This is a genomic window from Novosphingobium sp. (assembly GCF_027486195.1).
Lineage (GTDB): Bacteria > Pseudomonadota > Alphaproteobacteria > Sphingomonadales > Sphingomonadaceae > Novosphingobium.
In genome coordinates this window covers 1-4,464 of the sequence record NZ_JAIXPP010000004.1, presented here as the reverse complement: position 1 = coordinate 4,464, position 4,464 = coordinate 1, and the positions used below count along the sequence as shown (strand labels likewise).

Below are 4,464 nucleotides of genomic sequence, written 5' to 3'. Positions count from 1 at the left end.
CCGAAGCGGATGTGACGGGTGATGTCGTGATCGCCCGCGACCTTCTCGAGATAGGCGTGGATTTCCCGGCTGCCGGCGAAGTAGCGCGACCAGTCGTAAGGCGCGAACGAGAACGAATAGAGGTGGCTTGGCACGTCACAGGCCGCCCCCGGATAACGGTTTTCCAGCCAGACGCCGCCGGGCCGGTCGTGGCGCTCGACAATGGTATACGGGATGCCCGCCTCTGCGAGCTGGATAGCGGCGCAGAGGCCGGAAATGCCTGCGCCGATAATCAGCGCGCGAAAGCCTTCCGGAACGGGAGGATTGGTTGGCCTGCTGCCATCGGCTGCGGGCAGATCGAGGTCAGTGCGGATCATGGCAGCGTATGATGCCGGAATCGTCTCGCCGAGTGAGACGCCCATCATCTCGACCAGCAGTGCATCGGAGGGGTTGGCCAGTCGGGCCGGTTCACCAGCGAAATGCTGGGTCAGAGCCACGTGGGCGGCATCGCGGATTTCGCGCTGCACATCATCGGGCAGGCCGCCGCTGTCGTTGTCGTCCATCCCGCGCGTGCGTGTGGGGATGAACTTTCCTTCGATCCAGCGGTGTTCACCCGTCAGCTGCACGAGCAGGCATGCAAGGGTGGGCACATTCGCGGTCGCCAACGCCTCAGTCAGCCAATCGGGATGTTCGGTGGGTTGCACAGCTACCTGCCACTGCTTGTGATTGCCGGCGCGCACCAACAGCGGGACGCTCTCCATCTCTCTGTCCGCAACCGGGCGACAAAAGTCAACATGTATGTTGATTAAGCCGAATGAGCGTCTCCCCACATACGGCGCTGCATGGGCGTGCTTACGGTGTCGATCTTGCGTGTTGAGGCTAAGTTCATAATACGAAGGTCTAATATTTTGTACATGAACGGACATCGCAGCGCACTTCTGCATCTGGGTCAGGGATTTTTTGATGCGGTTGGCAGTGCCTTCTACCGATTCAACGAATACGTTGATTCGCGGATGGCGAGTCGATATTGGCACGCGAGCCGTGTACGCAACAGAGGCGGATTGATGATGAGCCCGGACGTGATCCTCAACGATAGCCATAGCATGCCACAACTGGGGCTTGGTCTCATGCGGTTCGGCTCTGAAACCGAAACGGCCGCCGTGCTCGCCAGCGCAGCAGATGCTGGATACCGCCTGTTCGACAGCGCCGCCGTCTACGGCAACGAGCAGCAAGTGGGCGATGGGCTGCGCCAGTCCGGGCTGGCGCGGAGCGATGTGTTCGTCACCACCAAACTCTGGAACACCGAGCATGGCCTGGGCAAACCGCGCGCCGCGCTGGAGGGCAGCCTGCAGCGGCTGGGGCTCGATCAGATCGACCTTTACCTGATCCACTGGCCGCTGCCGATGGACGACCTTTTCGTCGAGACCTGGCGCGCGTTGATTGCGCTGCGGGAAGAGGGGCTGGTCCGCTCGATTGGCGTTTCGAACTTTACGGCAGAACATCTCGCCCGGCTGATCGCTGAAACCGAGGTCGTGCCGGGGGTGAACCAGATCGAGATGCATCCGCGCTTTCAGCAGCGCGCGCTGCATGCGTTTCATCGGGAGCATGGCATCATTTCGCAGGCTTGGTCGCCGTTCGGCGGTGGCGGCACCGGGGGAGTCCCTTTGCTGGGTGAGCCGGTGCTTGCGGAAATCGCAGCCAAGCATGCGCGCACGCCCTCGCAAGTGGTGCTGCGCTGGCTCACGCAATCCGGCGCATCCGCCATTCCGAAGGCGACGAGCGTGCAGCACCTTGCGCAGAACATGGCTTCACTGTCGTTTGATCTCGACGAAACCGATCTCGCCGCGATTGCGACACTCGACAGCGCGGAGGGCCGCACTGGGCCCGATCCGCTTACGTTCGCTGTAAAGCACTTCGCGTAAGGCCGAAGCCGCTCAGGGCTGCCAGTCAGGCTTGGGCAGATCCTCGGGGCGCAGCTCAAAGCCGAGCGGGATGCACCATGAGCGGTCTTCGCTGAGGATCGCCTCGCAGTGCTCCATGACCAGCGCATCGAGCGCGCTTTCATGCGGCGTGTCTTGACTGGTTTCGACCAGCACCGCGATCATGGCCCGCAAGGCTGCTATCGCGGCGCGAAAATCGGCATCCGACGCTGAAGGATCATCCAATGTCGCCTGCCCTTTGGCGGACAGGTCTTCGAGGCCGCATGCCTTCGCCTGCAACCGCGCGCACACCGCGTTGGCCATGGTCAAGTAGCGTTGTAGCGTGCCGCGATAGTAGCGGCGCGCCAGCGGCAAGCGCTGCTGCATGAAGCCGATGGCTGCGAGCGAGAGGTGGAGCTGTTCGATCACATGCTTGTCAGCGTTTCCCAGGGCGGGAAGCACCACCTCGCCCAGCGCGCGCTGAATCACTTGCAGCTGGGTTTCGAAATCCTGGTTCATGCCGTCGCACTCCGGAAAAAGCTGAGCAGATCGGAGAGGGCGAGGTAGCCCATTCCGGCAACATGGTTGAGCAGCACGTCCTGATGGGTCGATGCGCCGCGTGCCGCCCGGGTCGAGGCTGCCAGCAGCAGCACCGAGACGAGATAGCGGTTGAACACGCCGAAATAGCGGATGCGAGCCGGATCGACCGGCAGGCCCGAGGCCTTTTCATAAGCGGCATAGAGCTCTGCCTCGGGCATCATCCCCGAGACCAGGATCGTCTCGCCATCTTCGGCATAGTGCTGGAAGATCGGCAGCGCTGCGTATGTCAGGTCCTGATGCCGGTCGCCCAGCACCGCACCTTCCCAATCGAGCCATGCGGTGATCTCGCCCTTTGCTTCATCGAACAGAAAATTGCCGCTGCGATAGTCGGCATGGACAATCGAGATATGGTCGATCGGATGGGCATTGCGGATGAGCCACTTGTAAACCACTGCCATGACCGGCTCTTCCTCGATCCGGTCTTCCTCCCAGATGCGCCGCGCGGCATTGACCTGTCGGATCACTGAGGCGTTCGATCCCACCTCCGGCCGGTCAAAGCTGGCAAGCACAGGCGGCGTGCCGATCGGCAAATTGTGAATGCGGGCGAGGTAGTCGATAAACTGCGGTGCCAGCTTGGCGCGCAAGTCTGGCCCATAGTTCTGGCCGAGGCCTGTGACTTTTCCGGCATCGTGCGAGGGCTTGGCTGTGCCGGTGGCAAAGCCATAGACCATCGCCGGATAGGGCAGAAACTGCGCGTCCGGGTCCATCCAGTAGGCACGCGGGACTGGTACGGTGCCCTCGACCGCGCGGATCACTTCGAACTCACGCCGACGGCTCGACTCTGTAACCGAAGCTGCCGGTTCCATCCGCAGCACCATCGGTGTGACGACTTGCGCCTGGCCATCGGCGTTCTCGCCGCGCCATTGGAGGTTGAACAGCATCTGCAGCTTGGATGCGCCGCCGGAAAGCCAGCGCGCATCAGCGATGCGGACCGGATAGCCGACCTGATTGGTGATCAGCCGCTCGGTGCCATCGACCAGCGTATCCAGCGCAACCGCCTGAAACGAAGGACCATTGCGGCGGCGCATCTTGCGGGTGAGCACGGTGTCGACTTCGTGCTCGGTGGGAAACCGCGCGCGGACCGCTTCGATGAAGGCATCGCTGGGATGCTGCCGGATGCTGTCGTCGATCATGGTCTGGTCCGTCGTCCCGCTTTTAGGGTCAGGTGTCATGTTTGTCGGCCATCCCGCGTGAAAGGTGCGCGAGGCCGGCGAAATCGGCGATGTGGCTGTGGCCGACGCGGGTGCCGCTTTCCCAGCGCATCAAGGTCTGGAAAGCCGCGCTCGACGGATTGAAGTTATACCACGGTGCGGCAGCAACAGTCGTGCCGACCGCGTTCCAGCAATTGCCGCGATCATCTTCGAACTCGACCACGGCGCGGGTAACCAGCATATCGAACCGCTGCGCGCGCATGGTGGCCCGAACGAGGGGGCGGCGCTCGCCGTCGATGACCACGTAGCCGAACTTGAAGGGGCCATAGACGACCTCCTTGTTTTCGAACTCGAGTCCCAGGACGAGGAATGCGCCGAGATCGGGGCCGAGGTTGACATGAACCCACGTGCCGCCCTTGCTGCCCCAGTCCTTGCGCGGGCCCCAGCTCTTGTTCATGCCCTCGGTGCAATCGACCTTGTACTCGCGGCCGTGAAGCGAGAGTGTGCCGGTGACGCGGCCCTTGCTTTCCATGTGGCCAGTGTTCCAGCCATCATAGCCGGCGAGCTTGGACGAGGCGATCAGCGGGTTTTCCGCCGGATCGTGAGGATCGAAGGGATCGCATACCGCGCTGTAGGTGATGTCGAGCGCGCAATTGCCATTGAGAGACTGGTACTGGAACGCGCAATCGCGGGCGCTGTGCGCCTGAAACGACAGGCCATTGGCTAGCGTGAAATCGTCGAAGCGCTCGGGGCAGGGCAAATGCATCTGCGCGTCGTTGTGCTCGATCTGCCAGGGATGCAGGCTGAGCCCCTTG

General features: G+C 62.5%; 5 protein-coding genes. 1 reads left to right on the top strand and 4 read right to left on the bottom strand.

The window, feature by feature from the left end; genetic code table 11:
• A partial coding sequence (locus Q0071_RS00910; RefSeq protein ID WP_298164239.1) for an FAD-dependent oxidoreductase occupies positions 1-740 on the bottom strand: 740 nt, incomplete at its 3' end.
• A gap of 153 nt (positions 741-893) precedes the next feature.
• Here Q0071_RS00910 and Q0071_RS00905 point away from each other — a divergent pair.
• Positions 894-1,901, top strand: a complete 1,008-nt coding sequence (locus Q0071_RS00905; protein WP_298164236.1) for an aldo/keto reductase — start codon at positions 894-896, stop codon at positions 1,899-1,901.
• A gap of 12 nt (positions 1,902-1,913) precedes the next feature.
• Here Q0071_RS00905 and Q0071_RS00900 read toward each other — a convergent pair whose 3' ends face one another.
• The 3 genes from Q0071_RS00900 to Q0071_RS00890 form a co-directional block, all read right to left on the bottom strand.
• A complete protein-coding gene (locus Q0071_RS00900; protein ID WP_298164233.1) occupies positions 1,914-2,417 on the bottom strand; it encodes a hypothetical protein in 504 nt (167 codons plus the stop codon).
• Positions 2,414-3,670: a phosphotransferase family protein gene (locus tag Q0071_RS00895; protein WP_298164230.1), complete on the bottom strand. Its 1,257-nt coding sequence runs from the start codon at positions 3,668-3,670 to the stop codon at positions 2,414-2,416. The genes Q0071_RS00900 and Q0071_RS00895 overlap by 4 nt, the downstream gene beginning before the upstream one ends.
• Positions 3,660-4,464 (bottom strand): hypothetical protein (locus Q0071_RS00890; protein WP_298164228.1); only part of this gene is annotated, 805 nt, incomplete at its 5' end. The genes Q0071_RS00890 and Q0071_RS00895, both read right to left, overlap by 11 nt.